We start from the raw sequence: 16,502 nt of genomic DNA on the forward strand, positions 1-16,502 counted from the left end.
GCGGTCCTCCTTCCGTCCAGCCCTGCGTCGCCGGGCCCGATTCCGCCTGCCGAGTCTGTCCGTTTCTGTTGACTTCCCTCCCGAACGGGTCTAAAAAGAGGTAAACGCAGATCCGAGGTCGGCAACGACACCGCGGATCCGGCGCACCACCCACGGCGAGACGACGGAGTCCACATGTACGCACCGGAGCGGCACCAGGCGATCCTGGACCGCGCCCGCACCGACGGGCGCGTCGAGGTCCGCGACCTCGCCCTCTCCCTCGCCGTGACGCCGGAGACGATCCGCCGCGATCTCACCAGCCTCGAGAAGCGGGGCCTGCTGCGCCGTGCGCACGGCGGCGCCATCCCCGTCGAGCGCCTGGGCATCGAGCCCGAGGTCGCCGCCCGCGAGGGACACCTCGCCGGCGAGAAGGACCGCATCGCCACCGCGGCCCTCGCTGAGGTGCCCGACGGCGGCTCGATCGCCATCGACGCCGGCACCACCACGGTGCGGCTGGCGGAGCTGCTCCCCCTGGACCGCCGGCTGACGGTCGTCACCCACTCCCTCCCCGTCGCGATGGCGCTCGTCGGCCGGCCCAACATCGACCTCCACCTCATCGGCGGGCACCTGCGCGGAGTCACGCAGGCCGCCGTCGGACCGTGGGCCGCCCAGGCCCTCTCCACGGTCTCGGTGGACGTCGCCTTCATCGGCACGAACGGCCTCAGCCTCGAGCGCGGGCTCACCACCCCCGATCTCGACGAGGCCGTCGTCAAGTCCGCGATCATCGCCTCCGCGCGCCGGGTCGTGGTCCTCGCCGACCACTCGAAGTTCGGCCGGCAGGACTTCGGGCACGTCGCTCCGCTGTCCGCGGTCGACACCGTCATCACCGACGCCGATGTCGACGACGAGCTCGCCGACGACATCGAGTCGGCCGGCCCGGAGGTCGTCCGCGCATGATCGTCACCGTCACCGCCAACCCGAGCATCGACGTCACCCTCTCCACGAGCGGCTTCGCCGTCGGCGAGGTCAACCGCGCGCACGACGTGCGGCGCGACCCGGCCGGCAAGGGCGTCAACGTCGCCCGTGCCCTCGCCCGCAACGGCGTCGAGGCGACCGCGGTCTACCCGGCCGACGCCTCCACCGGCCTCGACCTGTCCACCATGCTCCGGGTCGCCGGAGTCCGCTCGGCCAGTGCGGCGATCGCCCACCCGATCCGCACCAACATCACCGTGGTCGACGACAAGACGGGCCGCACCACCAAGATCAACGAGCCCGGCCCCGCCGTCACGGAGGAGGAGGCCCACGCCCTCTCCGAGCTGATCGGCGAGCACGTCTCGGCCTCGCCCCGCTGGCTCGTCGCCTGCGGCAGCGTCCCCCCGGGACTGGGAGCGGACTTCTACCCCGCGCTCGGCCGCCTCGCCCTGCACTTCGGCGTCCCCCTCGCCGTCGACACCTCGGGAGCCCCCCTGACCGCGATCATCGCGGCCGGCACCGCCACCCTGGTGAAGCCCAACCTCGAGGAGCTCGAAGAGCTCCTCGGCCGCTCCCTGACGACGGTCGGAGACGTCGTCGCCGGAGCCCGTGAACTCCTGCAGCTGCCCGACGCGCGAGCGCTCGTCAGCCTCGGAGAGCACGGCGCCCTCCTCGTCACGGCGCATGCGTCGTGGTGGGCGGGCGCCCCCGCCGTCGTGCCTCTCAGCACCGTCGGCGCCGGCGACAGCACGCTCGCCGGCTACCTCTCGGCCGTCGACGCCACGGAGGCGGAGCGCCTCGCGACAGCAGTCGCGTGGGGTACCGCCGCCGTCCAGCTCCCGGGCAGCGAAGCCCCGGGTCCCGACTCCCTCCGCCTCGACGACGTCTCCGTCGTCGAGAACCCCGACCCCACCCTCCCGATTGGAGAACTGAGCGCATGACTGCTCTCACCGAGGCGTCGACGGTCATCGTCGACCTCACCGCCGCCACGAAGGACGAGGCCACCGCGCAGCTCGCGAAGACGCTCGCCGACGCCGGCCGCGTCACCGACCTCGACGGCTTCCTCGCCGACGTCCGCGACCGCGAGTCGCAGATGGCGACCGGCATGCCCGGCGGCATCGGGATCCCCCACGCCCGCTCCTCCCACGTCGTCTCGCCCAGCGTGGCGGTCGGCATCGCGAAGCAGGGCGTCGACTTCGGCGCCCCCGACGGCCCGGCCGACCTGATCTTCCTGATCGCGGCTCCGGACGGCGCCGACCAGGCGCACCTCAAGATCCTCGCCCAGCTCGCCCGCAAGCTGATCCACGAGTCCTTCACCGGTTCCCTCCGCGCCGCCGCCAGCGGCCAGGAGGTCGCGGACATCATCGCCCGAGAGGTCGTCGTCTCATGAGGATCGTCGCCGTCACGAGCTGCATCGCCGGCATCGCGCACACCTACATGGCGGCCGAGGCCCTCGAGCAGGCCGCGAAGAAGAAGGGGTACGAGATCCAGGTCGAGACCCAGGGCGCCGCGGGCTCCGATCCCATGTCGGACCGGACCATCGCCGACGCCGACGTCGTGATCCTCGCCGCCGACCTCGAGGTCCGCGGCAAGGAGCGCTTCGCCGGGAAGCCCACCCTCGAGGTGGGCACGTCGGAGGCGCTCGCGAAGGCGGCCGACGTCATCGACCGCGCCGTCGCGAAGGTGCAGGACGCGCCCGCCGCGAGCCCCGCCTCCGGCCCGCGCTTCGTCGCCGTGACCAGCTGCATCGCGGGCATCGCCCACACGTACATGGCGGCGGAGGCGCTCGAGCAGGCCGCGAAGAAGCGCGGCTACCCGATCCACGTCGAGACCCAGGGCGCGGCCGGCTCGGACGAGATGACCGCGGCCGACATCGCCGCCGCGGACGTCGTCATCCTCGCCGCCGACCTCGAGGTCCGCGGCAAGGACCGCTTCGCCGGCAAGCCGATCCTCCAGGTGGGCGTCGCCGAGGCCCTGTCCAAGCCGGACGAGGTCCTCGACCGCGCTCTGGCCCTCCGCGGCTCCGGCTCCGCCGCGTCCGCCCCCGCCCGCTCGACTCCGGCCGCGGCCCCCGCCGCGCCGAAGAAGGTCGGCGTCGGAACACGCATCCGCCAGAACCTGATGACCGGCGTCTCCTACATGATCCCGTTCGTCGCGGCGGGCGGTCTGCTGATCGCGCTGTCGTTCCTGTTCGGCGGCTACCGGATCGTCGACTTCACGGCCCAGCAGATCATCGACGACGGCTTCAACGTGGCGAACATCACCGACTGGGCCGGAGTGATGTTCCTCATCGGAAGCGCGACCTTCGCCTTCCTGGTGCCGGTGCTCTCGGGCTTCATCGCCTTCGGCATCGCCGATCGTCCCGGCATCGCGCCGGGCTTCCTCGGCGGCGCGGTCGCGGTCACCGTCGGCGCGGGCTTCCTGGGCGGCCTCGCCTCCGGCTTCATCGCCGGCTACGCGGCCCTCTACATCTCGCGGATCAAGCTCCCCGCGGCGTTCAAGTCGCTGATGCCCGTCGTGATCATCCCCCTGATCGCCACCTTCATCACCGGCTTCCTGATGTTCGTGGTGCTCGGAGCGCCGCTCCGCGCACTGAGCGAGGGCCTGTCGTCCTGGCTCTCGGGCCTCTCGGGCGGCAACCTGATCATCCTGGGGATCATCCTCGGCCTCATGATGGCGTTCGACATGGGCGGTCCGGTCAACAAGGTGGCCTACGCCTTCGCGACCACCGGCCTCGCCTCCGTCCCCGCCGACGGCGACCCGAACTCCGTGCAGTTCAAGGTGATGGCGATCGTCATGGCCGCCGGCATGACCCCGCCGCTGGGTCTGGCCCTGGCCACGACGCTCCGCAAGCGCCTGTTCACCGACGCCGAGCGCCAGAACGGCAAGGCCGCCTACCTGCTGGGCGCGTCCTTCATCTCGGAGGGGGCCATCCCGTTCGCCGCGGTCGACCCGCTGCGCGTGATCCCGTCCGCCATGGTCGGCTCGGCCGTCACGGGTGCGCTCGTCGCGCTCTTCGGCTCCACCCTCCGCGCCCCGCACGGCGGCGTCTGGGTCACCGGTCTCGTCGGGCAGCCGATCCTCTACCTGGTCGCCATCCTGGTGGGCATGGTCGTCACGGCCGTCTGCGTGATCATCGCGAAGAGCATCAAGCGCGCCCCGGTGGTCGCCGAGGTGCCCGAGCCCGCCACCGCGCAGGCCGTCCCCGCCTGATCCCCTCCGACCGACCGTCCTGAGCGGTCCCGCCGGCGGTCGCCTCCGCGCTCCTCCCCCTCTCCGAGGGAGTGGCGCGAGGCGGCCGCCGGCTTCCGCGTTCCGGGGTGCGAGCGCGGCCGGGCGGCCCGCTCCGCGGCTCCGAATAGACTGCTCCGGTGACTCGCAGCACCCTCCGCATCGCCTCCGTCAACGTGAACGGCGTCCGCGCCGCCTACCGCAAGGGGATGGGCGACTGGCTCGCCGCTCGCGACGTCGACGTCCTGGCCCTGCAGGAGGTCCGCGCCTCCACGGACGACCTCACGGGGCTCCTCGGGGACGAGTGGGACGTGCTGCACGACGAGGCGACCGCCAAGGGGCGCGCCGGAGTCGCTCTCGCCTCGCGCAGGCTCGCCACGATCCACCGCGTGACCTTCGGCGCCGACGACTTCGACTCGGCCGGACGCTGGCTCGAGGCCGACTACGAGGTCGGCGGCCGCTCGCTCACCGTCGTCTCCACCTACGTCCACTCCGGCGAGGTCGGCACCCCCAAGCAGGTCGAGAAGTACCGCTTCCTCGACGCGATGGAAGCGCGCCTGCCCGAGATCCGGGCGCACAGCGAGCTCGCCGTGGTGATGGGCGACCTCAACGTCGGCCACCGCACGCTCGACATCAAGAACTGGAAGGGCAACGTCAAGAAGGCAGGCTTCCTCCCGGAGGAGCGCGCCTACGTCGACCGCTTCGTCGGCGCCGAGGGCGACCCGGACTACAACGCCGGTGCCGGACTGGGCTGGGTCGACCTCGGCCGCCGGTTCGCGGGCGAGGTGCCCGGACCGTACACGTGGTGGTCGCAGCGCGGCCAGGCCTTCGACACCGACACCGGCTGGCGCCTCGACTACCAGCTCGCCACGCCCGCGCTCGCCGACCTCGCCCGCAGCTACGAGGTCGACCGCGCCGCCTCCTACGACACCCGCTGGTCCGACCACTCCCCCGTGGTCGTCGACTACGAGCTCTGACCCTCTCCCCCGCGAACCGACCCCTCGAGGCCACCCATGACTCCCAGCACCCCGGGCGCCAAGCCCGTCATCTTCTCCGGCATGCAGCCCTCCTCCGGGTCGCTGCACCTCGGCAACTACATCGGCGCGCTGACCCAGTGGGTCGCGATGCAGGAGGACTTCGACGCCTACTTCTGCGTCGTCGACCTGCACGCGATCACGGTCCCGCAGGACCCGCAGCAGCTCCGCGAGCGCACCCGCGCGACCGCCGCGCAGTACATCGCCGCGGGCATCGACCCCACGCGCTCGACCCTCTTCATCCAGTCCCACGTACCCGCTCACGCCGAGCTCGCCTGGGTCCTCAACACCCTGACCGGCTTCGGCGAGGCCAGCCGGATGACGCAGTTCAAGGACAAGTCGGCGAAGCAGGGCGCTGAGGCCGCCTCGGTGGGCCTGTTCACCTACCCGATCCTGATGGCGGCCGACATCCTGCTGTACCAGACGGACGCGGTGCCGGTCGGCGAGGACCAGCGCCAGCACCTGGAGCTCACCCGCGATCTCGCCGCGCGCTTCAACTCGCGCTTCGGCGAGACCTTCGCCGTGCCGGAGCCCCACATCGTGCGCGAGACCGCGAAGATCTTCGACCTGCAGAACCCGGGCGCCAAGATGTCGAAGTCGGCGGAGTCGGATGCGGGCCTGCTCAGCGTGCTCGACGAGCCGAAGGCGACCGCGAAGAAGATCATGCGCGCCGTGACGGACACCGAGTCGGAGGTGCGCTTCGACCGGGCGGCGAAGCCCGGCGTCTCGAACCTGCTGACGATCTACTCGGTCCTCGCCGACCGCTCCGTCGAGTCGCTGGAGCAGGAGTACGCGGGCCGCGGCTACGGGGACCTCAAGAAGGGCCTCGTCGAGGTGGTCGCCGCCACCTTCGACCCGATCCGCGCGCGGACCGCGGAGCTGCTCGCCGACCCGGCCGAGCTCGACCGGGTCCTCTCCCTCGCCGCCGACCGCGCGTCCGAGACCGCGGAGCGCACGCTCGCCGCCGTCTACGACTCCGTCGGCCTCCTCCGCCGCGTCCGCTGAGGCGGCCGTGCTGCGGCTCGCGCTCTTCGACCTCGACGACACCCTCTTCGCCCATGCCCGCGCTGTGCGGGAGGGGATCGTCGCGTACGCCGCCTCGCTCGGCGCCGCCTACGCCGGCGAGCCGGCCGACGTGCAGCGCCGCTGGCACCTGCTCGAGGAGGAGCACTACCACCGCTACCTCGCGGGCGAGCTCGACTACGAGGGCCAGCGCCGGGCGCGCGCCACGGACTTCGCCGCGGAGGCCGGAGTCGGGCTGACTCCCGAGGAGGCGAGCTCCTGGTTCCGCGGGTACCTCGAGCACTACGTCGCCGCCTGGACCCTCCACGACGACGCGCTGCCCGTCCTCGACCGGCTCGACGCCGCCGGAGTCCGCCTCGGCGTCATCACCAACGGCGTGCTCGACTTCCAGCGGGGGAAGATCGAGGGCACGGGCCTCTCCGGTCGCTTCGAGCACGTGATCGCCTCCGGCGACGTCGGCGTCGCCAAGCCGGACGCGCGGATCTTCGCGATCGCCTGCGAGCGGTTCGGGGTCTCTCCGGAGGAGGCCCTCTACGTCGGCGACCGGCTCGGCACCGACGCCGTCGGAGCGGCCGCTGCGGGCCTGCGCGGCGTCTGGCTCGACCGCGTCGGCGGTCCCGAGCACGGCCGCGAGCTGCCGCCCGAGGCGGTCGAGCTGGGCGTGCGCCGGATCGGCTCCCTGGACGAGCTGGACGCGCAGCTCGGGCTGTCGGCGGGCTGAGGCCTCACCCGGTCCGGGTCTCGATAAACCGCCTGCAGCGACTACGCGACCAGCATGCAGGTCCGAATTGCCGGGTCTCGATGAGCCGTCTGCGGCGACCACTCGACCAGCATGCAGGTCCGAATTGCCGGGTCTCGATGAGCCGTCTGCGGCGACCACTCGACCAGCATGGGTGTCCCCGAACCACCCCGTTGCGATTCCCGTTGCACCGTCGTCGGAACGACGAAGCGCCCCACCCGACCCGAGGGTCGGACAGGGCGCTTCACCGTGAACGGACTCACGCCATCCGCTCGTCGCACAAGGCGAACGGGGAGGACGCGTGTCAGCGTCGTCCCCTAGCCGGACGCGACCCGCTCCCCGAGACGCGACCACCTCGATGAGCCGACCGCGCCGCGGCAGGCAGGGACTGCCGCGGAGAAAACTACTGCACGTCCTCGTCGATCCAGTCGAAGGTCTTGGTGACGGCCTTCTTCCAGAGGCGGTACTGGCGGGCGGCCTCGTCCTGGTCCATCTGCGGGGTCCAGCGCGAGTCCTCCTGCCAGTTCTGGCGCAGGTCGTCGAGGTTCTCCCAGAAGCCGACCGCGAGACCGGCCGCGTAGGCCGCTCCGAGCGCGGTGGTCTCCGCGACGACCGGTCGGACGACCGGGACGCCGAGGATGTCGGCCTGGAACTGCATGAGCAGGTTGTTGGCGATCATTCCGCCGTCGACCTTGAGCTCCTGCAGGGGGACGCCGGAGTCGGCGTTGACCGCGTCCAGGACCTCGCGGGTCTGGAAGGCGGTCGCCTCGAGCGCGGCGCGGGCGATGTGGCCCTTGTTGACGTAGCGGGTGAGGCCGACGAGGGCTCCGCGGGCGTCGGAGCGCCAGTAGGGGGCGAACAGACCCGAGAAGGCGGGGACGAAGTACGCGCCTCCGTTGTCCTCGACCGTGGCGGCCAGCGCCTCGACCTCGGGGGCCGAGCCGATGAGGCCCAGGTTGTCGCGCAGCCACTGGATCAGCGAGCCGGAGACCGCGATCGAGCCCTCGAGCGCGTAGTGCACCTCGCCGTCGCCGAGCTTGTAGCCGATGGTGGTGAGCAGACCGTTCTTCGAGTGGACGATCTCGGTGCCCGTGTTGAAGATCAGGAAGTTGCCGGTGCCGTAGGTGTTCTTCGCCTCGCCCGGGTCGAACGCCGCCTGGCCGAAGGTCGCGGCCTGCTGGTCGCCGAGGATGCCGGCGATCGGGACCTCGCGCAGCAGCGACGACGACTCGACGTGGCCGTAGACCTCGGAGGAGGAGCAGACCTCGGGGAGCATCGACTTCGGGACCCCGAAGGCCTCGAGGATGTCGTCGCGCCACTCGAGGGTCTCGAGGTCGAGGAACAGGGTGCGGGAGGCGTTGGTGACGTCGGTCTTGTGGACGCCGCCGTCGATGCCGCCGGTCAGGTTCCAGAGGACCCAGGTGTCCGTCGTGCCGAAGATCAGGTCGCCCGCCTCGGCCCTCTCGCGAGCACCCTCGACGTTCTCGAGGATCCAGACGATCTTGGTGCCGGAGAAGTAGGTCGCGAGCGGGAGGCCCACGATCGACTTGAAGCGGTCAGCGCCCTCGTCGCCCGCGAGGCGGTCGACGATCGACTGGGTGCGGGTGTCCTGCCAGACGATCGCGTTGTAGACCGGCTTGCCGGTCGTCCTGTCCCAGACGACAGCGGTCTCGCGCTGGTTGGTGATGCCGACGGAGGCGATGTCGTGGCGGGTCAGGTCGGCGCGGGAGAGAGCCTGGCCGATCACCTCGCGGACGTTGTTCCAGATCTCGATCGGGTCGTGCTCGACCCAGCCGGCGCGCGGGAAGATCTGCTCGTGCTCCTTCTGGCCGGTGGAGACGATCGATCCCTTCTTGTCGAAGATGATCGCGCGGGACGACGTGGTCCCCTGGTCGATAGCGATGACGTAGTCAGCCATGAATGATTACTCCTTCGTAACGGGGGTGAAAGGAAGCGCGGCGGTCTAGAGGACCGGGAGCAGCACGAGCGAGGCGAGGCCCGCGAGCACTCCACCGACGATCGGGCCGGCGACGGGCACCCAGGCGTAGCTCCAGTCGCTCGAGCCCTTGCCCTTGATCGGCAGCAGCGCGTGCGCGATGCGGGGGCCGAGGTCGCGGGCGGGGTTGATGGCGTAGCCGGTCGGGCCGCCGAGGGAGGCGCCGATCGCGATCACCAGGATGGCGACGGGCAGCGCGCCGAGCGCGGCCAGACCGCCGTCGCCCTGACGTCCGCCGCCGAAGCCGATGACGACGAAGACGAGGACGAAGGTGCCGATGACCTCGGTGACGAAGTTCCAGCCGTACGAGCGGATCGCCGGGCCGGTCGAGAAGACGCCGAGCTTGTTCGCCGCGTCGGGCTCCTCGTCGAAGTGCTGCTTGTAGGCGAGCCAGCAGAAGACGGCACCGAGGATCGCACCGATCATCTGGGCGAGGATGTAGACGAGGATCGAGACGATGTCGACGGGCACGCCGGATCCGAACTCGGTCGCTCCGCTCGCGACGAGGCCCAGGGTGACCGCGGGGTTGAGGTGCGCCCCCGAGTTGTACGAGACGATCACACCGGCGAAGACCGCGAAGCCCCAGCCGATGTTGACCATGAGGGTTCCGCCGTTGAGACCCTTGCTCTTCACGAGCGCGACGTTGGCGACGACACCGCAGCCGAGGAGCACGAGCATGGCCGTTCCCACGACTTCGGCGAGGAAGACCACTCCGAGATTGTCCACGTTGACCTTTTCCTTTTCGTAAGACGGACGCGCACAGGCGTCCGCGGCGGGCTTCGATGCCCGACGGTGTGAAGTTATCGGCGCCCTGTCCTAGCGACAAGGAACGGCGCGTGCACGTTTGTGCGTTGTCACGACGGAAGCCCCGGTCGAGGTGGTCCTCGGTCCGGGGCTTCCGTCGATCCGCGCCTGATCGCCGATCAGGAGGCGGGCACGGCCGTCGGGGTCTGCACCGAGGTGCCCCCGACGTCGACGCCGTTGTACTCCTTGAGGTGCGCGATGGTCGCGTCGACCTCCGACGCGCGGGCGGCGTCGTCCCAGCCCAGCACGGCGCCCGTGTGCTCGGCGAGCTCCTCGAGGAGCTCGCGGCTCAGGCCGCCCGTGAAGGCGTGGTTGGTGCGGCGCATCACCAGGTCGATGAGGTGCACCACGCTCTCGCGCTGGGCGAGGTAGCGGATCTCACCGGTGGTGAAGTCCTTGTCGAAGTCGAGCGCCTCGTCGTGTCCGTCGGCCAGGGCCTCGATGACCTCCTGCGCGCGGGTGCCGTAGCGCTCGAGCAGCTGGCCCGTGCGGGCCGAGGAGAGCCCGGAGCGGTGCTGGCTGATCCACTGCGCGCGGGACGCGTCGGTGCGCGGGAAGCCCTTGCCGCCTCCGATGGGGGTCTTCACGGTGGAGACGCGACGGGTCACGCCGATCCGCTTGAAGACCTCGTTCGAGAGGTGCTCCGACAGGGCGCGGAACGTCGTCCACTTGCCGCCGACCAGGCTGAGCACGGGCGAGCCGTTGCCGGGGAGCGTCGAGGGCTCGATGCGGTAGTCGCGGGAGACGAAGCCCGGGGCCTCGTCGTCGTGGCGGGGCAACGGGCGGATGCCGGAGAACTTGAAGACGATCTGCGAACGGTCCACGCGGATGGCCGGGAAGACGTGGTTGACGAGCTCGAAGAAGTAGTCGATCTCCTCCTCCGTGCACACCGCCGGCTTCGTGGGGTCGGCGTCGATGTCGGTCGTGCCGACCATCACGCGGCCCTTGAGCGGGTAGATGAGGACGATGCGTCCGTCGCTGTGCTCGAAGAACATCTCGCGACCCTCGCAGGCCTCGACCAGCTCGGGGTTGTCGAGCACGATGTGCGAGCCCTTGGTGCCGCCCATGAATTTCGTGGACGTGCCGAGGGCCGTGTTGGTGAAGTCGGTCCACGGTCCGGAGACGTTGACGACGACGTCCGCCGCGAAGGTGAACTCCTCGCCGGACTCGCGGTCGCGGAGGACCACGCCCTTCTCGTCGGCGCCGACGGCCTCGACGTAGTTGGCCGCGCGGGCCTTCCTGCCGCCGATCAGCGCGTCGTGGAGCACGTCGAGCGCGAGGCGCTCGGGCTCGTGCACGGAGGCGTCGAAGTAGGTGGCGGTGTACTTGATCTTCGGGTCGAGCTTGGGGAGCTCGTTCAGCGAGCGCTTGCGCCCGTGGAACTGGTGGCGCGGGACCGTGCCGCCGTCGCGGGAGAAGAAGTCGTACATCGTGAGGCCGACCTTGATCAGCAGCGCACCGCGCTCCTGCGGCTTGCCCGACTTGTGGGTCAGGAAGCGCAGCGGAGCCGCGAGGATGCCCGAGAACGTCGAGTAGATCGGGATCGTCGTCTGCAGCGGCTTCACGTAATGGGGAGCGATCTTCAGCAGGCCGTTGCGCTCGTGCACGCCCTCGTTGACGAGTCGGAACTCGCCGTTCTCGAGGTAGCGGATGCCGCCGTGGATCATGTGGCTCGAGGCGCTCGAGGCACCGGAGACGTAGTCGCCGCGCTCGACGAGGGCGACGTCGACGCCGTTGAGCGCGAGCTCGCGGAAGGTCCCGATGCCGTTGATGCCACCGCCGATGACCAGGACCGTGGCGCGGGGGTTGTCGCGGAGAGCAGCGACGCTCTCGCGCAGAGCGGAGTTTCCGGGAGTTCCGTCGGACTGTGCCACTTCGTACTCGCCTTCGTGTCGTAGGGGTGTCGTCGAGGCCTCCGCACCAGCGTGCACCGGGGAGATGACCGATTGATTTCGCGGAGGAATACAGCCATCCTTGACCCGACAACACATCCGGTCAAGACGGGTGGAAATCCGTGCAGGGAGTGCTATGACCCCGGTGAGACCGGTCGTCGAACTCGACGAGACGACCCACGCGACCCATCCCGACAAGACGCGGGACGCGCTGCGTGCGGCCCAGCTGTACTACATGCAGGATCTGACGATGGACGCGATCGCGCACGAGCTGCACACGTCGCGCTCCTCCGTCTCGCGCCTGCTCTCGCACGCCCGCGCGACCGGCCTGGTCGACATCCAGATCCGCTCCCCCCTCGACCGGGCGAGCGCCCTCTCGGCCGAGGTGCGGTCCCACTTCGACATCACGGCGCACATCGTGCCGGTGCCGGACCACACCAGCGAGATCGACCGGCTCGAGCGGGTCGCCCTGTCCGCAGCGAGGATCCTCGGGCAGTTCATCGACTCGAACATGATCGTCGGCATCGCCTGGGGCTCCACGATGAGCGCGATCAGCCGCCACCTGATCGCCAAGGAGACGCACAACACGCAGATCGTGCAGCTGAACGGCGCCGGCAACACCGAGACCACGGGCATCAACTACTCGAGCGAGATCCTCCGCCGCTTCGGTGACGCCTACGCGGCGAAGGTCCAGCAGTTCCCGGTGCCGGCGTTCTTCGACGACCCGACCACCAAGCAGGCGGTGTGGCGCGAGCGCTCCACCCGACGGGTCCTGGAGCTGCAGCAGCGGATGGACGTGGCGCTGTTCGGGCTCGGGTCGCCGTTCGCGGCGGTCCCCTCGAAGGTCTACATCGGCGGCTACCTGGAGCCGAGCGACTTCACCTCGCTCAGCGGCTCCGGGGTCGTCGGCGACGTCGCGACGGTGTTCTACCGGTCCGACGGCAGCTGGGACGACATCCCCATGAACGAACGTGCAAGCGGTCCGGACCTCTCCACCGTGCGCCGCGCGTCGCGCCGGATCTGCGTCGTCTCGGGCGCCTCGAAGCTGCCGGGCCTGCGCGGCGCCCTGGCGGCCGGCCTCATCACCGACCTCATCCTCGACGAGGGAACGGCCCGCGCCCTCATCTCGGACTGACGCCTCCCGCCCCCTCCGCGGGACGCCGCTCGGGTACGCGGCACGCCGACCCAGGCGCACCGGAGCGGCGTCTCGCGGGAGCGGTCAGGACTCGCGAGCGTGCGCGTCGAGGAACTCGTAGACCTCGGCGTCGTCGATGCCGGGGAAGGTCCCCGACGGCAGCGGCGCGAGCACGTGCGCGTGCAGGCGCGCGCTCGGCCAGGCGTTGCCGTCCCAGCGCGCGGCGAGCTCCGACGGGGCGCGTCGGCAGCAGGACTCGTCGGGGCAGCGGGAGAGCTCGCGGCGGTCGGTGTCGCGGCCTCGGAAGAAGCGGGCCTCGGCGAACGGGACGCCCACGGTGATCGAGAACTCCTCGGTGGCGGTCGTGCCGGTCTGCGACGCCGACCAGAAGGTGCCCGCCGGAGTGTCGACGTACTGGTAGTACTCCGTCGTCCGGTTGGTCCGGGTGAACGCGGAGCGCGCCGACCAGTAGCGGCAGACGACCTGGCCCTCGACGGCCCCGGTGACGTCGGTCGGCAGCGGCAGCCCGTCGTTCTCGTAGGCCTTCTGGATCGAGCCGTCTCCCAGCACCCGCAGGAAGTGCATCCGGATGTCGAGGTGCGAGGTGAGCAGGTTCGTGAAGCGCAGGGCGGCGGCCTCGTGGGTGACGCCGAAGCCGTCGCGGAAGTCCTCCACCGAGATGTCCCGCTCGCGCTTCGCCTCCTGGAGGAACGCGACCGCCGGCTCCAGCGGCATCAGGCACGCGGCGGCGAAGTAGTTGATCTCGAGGCGCTGGCGGAGGAAGTCGGCGTAGGTCACCGGCCGCTCGTGCCCGAGGAGGCGGTGCGCCATCGCCTGCAGCGCCAGCGCCCGCAGGCCGTGCCCCCCGGGGATCGAGGCGGGCGGGAGGTAGATCCTGCCGTTCGCGAGGTCGATCACCGAGCGGGCGGAGTGCGGCAGGTCGCCGACGTGGATGATCTCGAAGCCGAGGTGCCGGGCCATCTTCGAGACGGAGCTGTGGGTCAGTGCTCCTCCGCGGTGCCCGACGGTCCGGAGCATCTCGCCCGCCACCTCCTCGATCTCGGGCAGGTAGGAGCTGCGCTCGCGCAGCTGGAGCCGCTGGGCGGTGTTGGCCCGGCGCGCCTCCTCCGGTGTGGCACTCGCCTCGCTCCGGCGACGGGCGAGCTCGCGGTAGACGCCGAGGAACGCCTCCAGCACGGGCGTGCTCAGCCCCTTGTTGACCTTGAACTCGGGCAGGCCGAGCGAGCGGTACAGCGACCCCTTCTGCACGCGCGCCAGCTCGATCTCGAGCGCGGCCCGCTCGCTCGGCGGCTCGTCCGAGAGCAGCGCCGCCAGCTCGACGCCGAGCGCGGCCGCGAGGCGCTGCAGGAGGGAGAGGCGCGGCTCGCGGCGCCCCGTCTCGATCAGCGAGAGCTGGCTCCCCGACACGTCGACGCGCTCGGCGAGCTGCCCGAGGGTCAGTCCGCGCCGGGTGCGGAAGTGGCGCAGGCGCTGCCCGAGCAGCACGGCGTCGGAGCCCGGGGCGGGCGTCGAGGGATCGGTCACGGCGAGCTCCAGCGATCGGTTGTGACGGAAGCGCAAAAAGGTGGTTTCTTGACCGCCTGAGCGCCGGGAATACCTCCCGATCCTCCTCCATCCTGGCTTCAGGCGCCACTGAGCGCCCCTCCCGGCCCGGCCGGCCTCTTCCCGGCTGCGGCCGGCGACTCCCCACCCCCGTCGACGACGACCACCGAAAGCGGAGCCAGCATGAGCATCTACAGCAACACCGTCCGACTCGAGCCGAGCACCATGACCGCGCCGACGTCCGTCCCCGCGCCCGTCGTGCCGCCGGCGCCCCTCGCCCTCCGCCGCTGGGTGCGCGAGACCGCCGCGATCCTCAAGCCCGACGCGATCGAGTGGAGCGACGGCTCCCCCGCGGAGTGGTACCGCCTGACCGAGCGGCTCGTCGCCTCCGGCACGCTCCTCCCGCTCAATCCGGAGTGGCGGCCCGGCTCGTTCCTGGCCCGCACCGACCCGGACGACGTCGCCCGGGTCGAGGACCGCACCTTCATCTGCACGACCGACGAGGCCGACGCGGGACCGACCAACAACTGGCGCGAGCCCGCCGCGATGAGGGCCGAGCTCGCTCCCCTCCTCGACGGAGCGATGCGCGGACGGACGATGTACGTCGTCCCGTTCTCGATGGGGCCCGTCGGCGGTCCGCTCTCGCAGCTGGGCGTCCAGGTCACCGACTCGGCCTACGCGGTGCTGAACCTGCGGATCATGGCGCGCGTGGGCTCCGAGCCGCTCGCCGCCTTCACCGAGGAGACCCCGTTCGTCCGCGGCGTGCACACCGTGGGGCTGCCCCTCCGCGACGCGGACGGCGTCACCCGCGAGGACGTCGCCTGGCCGTGCAGCCCCGTGAAGTACATCACCCAGTTCCCGGAGACGCGCGAGATCGTCTCGTACGGCTCCGGCTACGGCGGCAACGCCCTGCTGGCGAAGAAGTGCTTCGCCCTGCGCATCGCCTCGGCGATGGGGCGCGAGGAGGGCTGGCTCGCCGAGCACATGCTGCTGATCCGCATCGTCTCGCCCGAGGGACGGCGCTACCACGTCGCCGCCGCCTTCCCGAGCGCGTGCGGCAAGACCAACCTCGCGATGATGCAGCCCGCGATCCCCGGCTGGCGGGTCGAGACGCTGGGCGACGACATCACCTGGATGCGCCGCGGGGAGGATGGACGCCTCTGGGCGATGAACCCCGAGACGGGCTTCTTCGGCGTCGCTCCCGGCACCGGGGAGAGCTCGAACCCGAACGCCGTGCAGACGCTCTGGGGCAACACGATCTTCACCAACGTCGCGCTCCGCGAGGACGGCGACGTGTGGTGGGAGGGCCTGACCGACGAGGTCCCGGAGCGGCTGACCGACTGGCGCGGGCAGCCGTGGACGCCGGCGTCCGGCACGCCCGCCGCGCACCCCAACTCCCGCTTCACCGCGCCGGCCGCGCAGTGCCCGTCGCTCTCCGCCGACTGGGACGCCCACGAGGGCGTGCCGCTGGACGCGATCGTCTTCGGTGGCCGACGGGCGAGCAACGTCCCGCTGGTCACGCAGGCCACCTCGTGGCAGCACGGCGTCTTCCTGGGTGCGACCGTCGCCTCCGAGAAGACCGCGGCCGCGGAGGGCACGGTCGGGGAGCTGCGCCGCGATCCGTTCGCGATGCTCCCCTTCTGCGGCTACAACATGGCCGACTACTTCGCGCACTGGCTCGCGATCGGCGCTGAGCTCGGCGATGCGGCGCCGGCGGTGTTCCAGGTCAACTGGTTCCGGAAGGACGCGGACGGCGAGTTCCTCTGGCCCGGCTTCGGCGAGAACGCGCGGGTGCTGCAGTGGCTCGTCCGCCGCCTGGAGGGGCTGGCGGAGGCGCGGCGGAGCCCCCTCGGCGACCTGCCGGTCGCGATCGACACGCACGGGCTCCGGCTCTCCGCGGCCCAGAAGGAGGAGCTGTTCTCCGTCCCGGTGGAGGCGTGGCTGGAGGAGTGCGCGCTCACGGAGGAGTTCTTCACGCGGTTCGGCGACCGGCTGCCGCCCGAGCTGACCGCCGAGCTCCAGGCCCTGCGGCTCCGGCTCCTCGCCGAGAAGCTGCCGCTGGCGGCCTGATCCCCCTGACCGAGCCGGCTCCTGCCGGACACCCCTGTGGCCCGCGGGCGGATCATCTCCCTTT

13 protein-coding genes are annotated in these 16,502 nt (G+C 71.1%); 9 read left to right on the top strand and 4 right to left on the bottom strand.

All coding sequences use genetic code 11. The features are described from left to right. Positions 1-174 precede the first annotated feature (174 nt). The 7 genes from C5C57_RS01705 (at position 175) to C5C57_RS01740 (ending at position 6,960) form a co-directional block, all read left to right on the top strand. Positions 175-936: a DeoR/GlpR family DNA-binding transcription regulator gene (locus C5C57_RS01705; RefSeq protein ID WP_104226423.1), complete on the top strand. Its 762-nt coding sequence runs from the start codon at positions 175-177 to the stop codon at positions 934-936. Continuing rightward, entirely contained in the window at positions 933-1,892 is a 960-nt protein-coding gene (locus tag C5C57_RS01710) for a 1-phosphofructokinase family hexose kinase (protein WP_104246693.1), read from the top strand. The genes C5C57_RS01705 and C5C57_RS01710 overlap by 4 nt, the downstream gene beginning before the upstream one ends. Continuing rightward, on the top strand, positions 1,889-2,341 hold the full coding sequence (locus tag C5C57_RS01715) for a PTS sugar transporter subunit IIA (RefSeq protein WP_097166616.1): 453 nt from the start codon (positions 1,889-1,891) through the stop codon (positions 2,339-2,341). Before C5C57_RS01710 ends, C5C57_RS01715 begins: the two co-directional genes overlap by 4 nt. Further along, positions 2,338-4,164: a PTS fructose-like transporter subunit IIB gene (locus C5C57_RS01725; protein ID WP_104232839.1), complete on the top strand. Its 1,827-nt coding sequence runs from the start codon at positions 2,338-2,340 to the stop codon at positions 4,162-4,164. Before C5C57_RS01715 ends, C5C57_RS01725 begins: the two co-directional genes overlap by 4 nt. Positions 4,165-4,322: 158 nt before the next feature. Then, a complete protein-coding gene (locus C5C57_RS01730) occupies positions 4,323-5,159 on the top strand; it encodes an exodeoxyribonuclease III (RefSeq protein WP_104246694.1) in 837 nt (278 codons plus the stop codon). A 36-nt stretch (positions 5,160-5,195) separates the two neighbouring features. Further along, positions 5,196-6,221 (top strand): tryptophan--tRNA ligase, encoded by a 1,026-nt coding sequence (gene trpS / locus C5C57_RS01735; protein WP_104246695.1) that lies wholly within the window; start codon positions 5,196-5,198, stop codon positions 6,219-6,221. A gap of 7 nt (positions 6,222-6,228) precedes the next feature. Continuing rightward, a complete protein-coding gene (locus C5C57_RS01740) occupies positions 6,229-6,960 on the top strand; it encodes an HAD family hydrolase (RefSeq protein WP_104246696.1) in 732 nt (243 codons plus the stop codon). A 421-nt stretch (positions 6,961-7,381) separates the two neighbouring features. Here the strand turns inward: C5C57_RS01740 and glpK are convergent, their stop codons facing one another. The 3 genes from glpK to C5C57_RS01755 form a co-directional block, all read right to left on the bottom strand. Beyond that, entirely contained in the window at positions 7,382-8,896 is a 1,515-nt protein-coding gene (gene glpK / locus C5C57_RS01745) for a glycerol kinase GlpK (protein ID WP_104246697.1), read from the bottom strand. Between the two features lie 45 nt (positions 8,897-8,941). Continuing rightward, positions 8,942-9,652, bottom strand: coding sequence for an MIP/aquaporin family protein (locus C5C57_RS01750; protein ID WP_244230707.1), 711 nt, complete (start codon positions 9,650-9,652; stop codon positions 8,942-8,944). 245 nt (positions 9,653-9,897) lie between these two features. Continuing rightward, a complete protein-coding gene (locus tag C5C57_RS01755; protein WP_258061232.1) occupies positions 9,898-11,652 on the bottom strand; it encodes a glycerol-3-phosphate dehydrogenase/oxidase in 1,755 nt (584 codons plus the stop codon). A gap of 154 nt (positions 11,653-11,806) precedes the next feature. Here C5C57_RS01755 and C5C57_RS01760 point away from each other — a divergent pair, with 154 nt between their 5' ends. Further along, positions 11,807-12,805: a sugar-binding transcriptional regulator gene (locus tag C5C57_RS01760; protein ID WP_104223198.1), complete on the top strand. Its 999-nt coding sequence runs from the start codon at positions 11,807-11,809 to the stop codon at positions 12,803-12,805. A gap of 84 nt (positions 12,806-12,889) precedes the next feature. Here C5C57_RS01760 and C5C57_RS01765 read toward each other — a convergent pair whose 3' ends face one another. Then, on the bottom strand, positions 12,890-14,350 hold the full coding sequence (locus tag C5C57_RS01765; protein WP_104223199.1) for a helix-turn-helix domain-containing protein: 1,461 nt from the start codon (positions 14,348-14,350) through the stop codon (positions 12,890-12,892). Positions 14,351-14,593: 243 nt separating this feature from the next. Here C5C57_RS01765 and C5C57_RS01770 point away from each other — a divergent pair, with 243 nt between their 5' ends. Beyond that, positions 14,594-16,438: a phosphoenolpyruvate carboxykinase (GTP) gene (locus C5C57_RS01770; protein WP_104297227.1), complete on the top strand. Its 1,845-nt coding sequence runs from the start codon at positions 14,594-14,596 to the stop codon at positions 16,436-16,438. The last annotated feature ends 64 nt before the right edge of the window (positions 16,439-16,502 follow it).

The sequence above is a fragment of the Rathayibacter sp. AY1C5 genome (assembly GCF_002931705.1).
GTDB lineage: Bacteria > Actinomycetota > Actinomycetes > Actinomycetales > Microbacteriaceae > Rathayibacter.

Excerpts from the sequence above, each read along its gene's own strand:
- C5C57_RS01770 (WP_104297227.1), top strand. The coding sequence starts at position 14,594 with ATGACCGCGCCGACGTCCGTCCCCGCGCCCGTCGTGCCGCCGGCGCCC.
- C5C57_RS01725 (WP_104232839.1), top strand. The coding sequence starts at position 2,338 with ATGAGGATCGTCGCCGTCACGAGCTGCATCGCCGGCATCGCGCACACC.
- C5C57_RS01710 (WP_104246693.1), top strand. The coding sequence starts at position 933 with ATGATCGTCACCGTCACCGCCAACCCGAGCATCGACGTCACCCTCTCC.
- trpS (WP_104246695.1), top strand. The coding sequence starts at position 5,196 with ATGACTCCCAGCACCCCGGGCGCCAAGCCCGTCATCTTCTCCGGCATG.
- C5C57_RS01750 (WP_244230707.1), bottom strand. The coding sequence starts at position 9,652 with ATGCTCGTGCTCCTCGGCTGCGGTGTCGTCGCCAACGTCGCGCTCGTG.
- C5C57_RS01715 (WP_097166616.1), top strand. The coding sequence starts at position 1,889 with ATGACTGCTCTCACCGAGGCGTCGACGGTCATCGTCGACCTCACCGCC.
- C5C57_RS01760 (WP_104223198.1), top strand. The coding sequence starts at position 11,807 with ATGACCCCGGTGAGACCGGTCGTCGAACTCGACGAGACGACCCACGCG.
- C5C57_RS01705 (WP_104226423.1), top strand. The coding sequence starts at position 175 with ATGTACGCACCGGAGCGGCACCAGGCGATCCTGGACCGCGCCCGCACC.
- glpK (WP_104246697.1), bottom strand. The coding sequence starts at position 8,896 with ATGGCTGACTACGTCATCGCTATCGACCAGGGGACCACGTCGTCCCGC.